This is a genomic window from Sphingobium sp. (genome assembly GCF_035511395.1).
Classification (GTDB): Bacteria; Pseudomonadota; Alphaproteobacteria; order Sphingomonadales; family Sphingomonadaceae; genus Sphingobium.
In genome coordinates this window covers 1-2,352 of the sequence record NZ_DATKFP010000307.1, presented here as the reverse complement: position 1 = coordinate 2,352, position 2,352 = coordinate 1, and the positions used below count along the sequence as shown (strand labels likewise).

The 2,352-nt window shown below is 62.2% G+C and carries 1 protein-coding gene and 1 pseudogene; both read right to left on the bottom strand.

The genetic code is table 11. The features are described from left to right. Nucleotides 1-409: pseudogene (locus VMR39_RS21485) on the bottom strand (TonB-dependent receptor); the annotation flags it as partial. Between the two features lie 192 nt (nt 410-601). After that, on the bottom strand, nt 602-2,352 hold a 1,751-nt coding region (locus tag VMR39_RS21480), incomplete at its 5' end, for a hypothetical protein (protein WP_325418921.1).

Below are 2,352 nucleotides of genomic sequence, written 5' to 3'. Positions count from 1 at the left end.
TGCGGTTGGAGCCGAGCGAGCGCAGGTTCAGCGTGTTGAGGCCGTTGGTGCCGGTGCTGGTATTATTGTTGCCGGTGCGCGTGGTCGAACTGCCGCTGACCTGTGGCATCTGGTTGACGAAATCGGCGATATTGGCTGGTGCGGCCTTCTGAATGTCGGCCAAGCCGACGACTGTGGTCGGCGTGGGCGCGGTGAAGCCGGACCGGGTGATGCGCGATCCGGTCACGACGATGTCGGCGACGGCCGGCTCTGCGGCCTGCGGTTCCTCCTCCTGCGGCGCGGGCGCGGCGGGTGCTGCCGGTTCGGCCTGCGCCCAGGCAGGACCGGCAATTGCGGCCAGCATGATCGCGGACGCTGCGGCACTTTGGCGCAGCATGGATCGCGTATTGATAGTGAAAAGGCGGTTCACGGCATCCTCCCAGATTTTGATGCATTCGCGCCGGCCCCAGGCCATGCGATGAGCATGCCCTTGAAGAGGTTGCGAACTTTTGGATTTATCTCTGACCGGAACTATGAAGCGGGCGCGCGCTCCGGTCCAATGCTGTTGAAAGGCCGATCCATGCAGGACTTGCATGGATCGACGCTTCCTTGCCGCGGTCCATCAATAAGCGGCGGGTTTCTCGTCCTCGGCGAGGACACGCGGCGTTTCATCCACCACGGGGCCAGCCCAGGGGAAATTGAGCGTCGGCGCATTGGCGAAGCGTCGCATCTTGAGCTCCAGTCGCACGCCCGCGCCCGGTGCCAGCCTTATGGTGAAGGCGCGGCCATCGACCCGCTTGCTCGCACCGCCATCGATTGCCGCGCTCAGGAACTGGTGTTCGCCATAGGCGCCGCCCTGGATCGTCACCGTCCGGTCGTGCGACGGGCTGCAGTTCACCAGCGTCACGGCGGCGCTATCCTGGGTCATGCTGTCGACCAGCGCCGCGACGTCCTGCGGAATACCCGGCCGCCCCGCGATCGGATCGAAATAGCGCAGGGTCGAGAATTGCAGCGCGCCGCGATGCATATTCTGCCCGCCTTGCATCAACATGGTCAGCGCCGCGACGCTGGCCGGATTCTGGTCCATCACCGTGTCGACGAAACGAGTGTCGGGCAGGGTCTTGTCCTGCCGCATGGCGTCACCGGTGTCGCGGATATGGGCCAGCGCCCCTCTCAGGGCGGTGACGGGAAAGGCGGGGTTTCGTCCTTCCAGATAGTCGATGAATGGCGATGCCGTCGTGCGTGCGCGATCGGCGGGCTTGAGCGAAATGAGATAAAGCTCCTCCGCGCCCACCGCCCATTTGGCGGGCTTGAAACTATACCAGCCCTCATCCCCATACATGGTGGGATAGGTCATCTTGCCGTTCACCATCTTGCCATTGGCATTGATGCTGTCGGCCATGCGCCGCCAGGCATCGAGATATTTGTCATTCCCGGTCAGCAGATAGGCGTTGAAGAAACCGAGGATCGCGAACGGGATGCGGTTGCGGTCCTGACGCTCCCCGGTCATCGGGATCACCGGGCTGAAGGCCCAGCCATAGGTGCCGCCATACCATTTGCCTCCGGCCTCTCCGCCAATCGTACCATCAAGCCCGACATTGGAGGGCAATATATCCTTGTTAGCGCGGGCCCGCTCGATCCAGGCATCGACATATTCGACTACCCATTGGCGATATTTTGGTTCTTGCGAAAGCATGAAGGCATTCGCCACCAGGCCGGTGGCGCCCAGATTCAACGGCACGTCGCCGGTGGTGTCTGTGTAATCCTTGAAATGCTCCAGCATCTCTTCATAGCTGCGCTCGCCATGCAGCAACGACTTGGGATCGATGCCGGTCAGGTCGATCGGATCGCCGGTCCAATCGAGCGCGGTTGCCTTGCGCATCAGCGGGCCGCGGCTGCCGTTGAACATGCTGCGGATGACCCTGTGCTTTGGATCATAATTCGGCGCAGCGGCATCTTCACCGGTATAGAAGCCGGCAAAGCGGCGCACCCGATCACGATAGCGCTGGGAATAGGGATTCCCCAGGCCCATCACGTTGAAGACGGTCAGGCCCTCGCTATTGTGCATCCAGTCCATCATCACCGGAAATTCTCGGAAATACATGCCCTGTCGCGCTAGCGGCACCTCGGTCGTCCGCGCCTGCGAGAATTGGCGAACATGGCCCTCATAGGCCAGTTCATAGAGCTCCCGGATCCGCTCGGCTCCGCCCAACTGGTAGATATGGGGCCAATCATTGACATTCTCGATCGCGTCGTCGGGACCGTCATTGGCGCCCCAGCGCTCGATCGCGCGGAAATAGCCGCTGCGCGCATCGAAATACCGGCCAAAAAAGGCTTCGCAGGCGGCGCCATGCGCATCGAGTACGGCGCGTT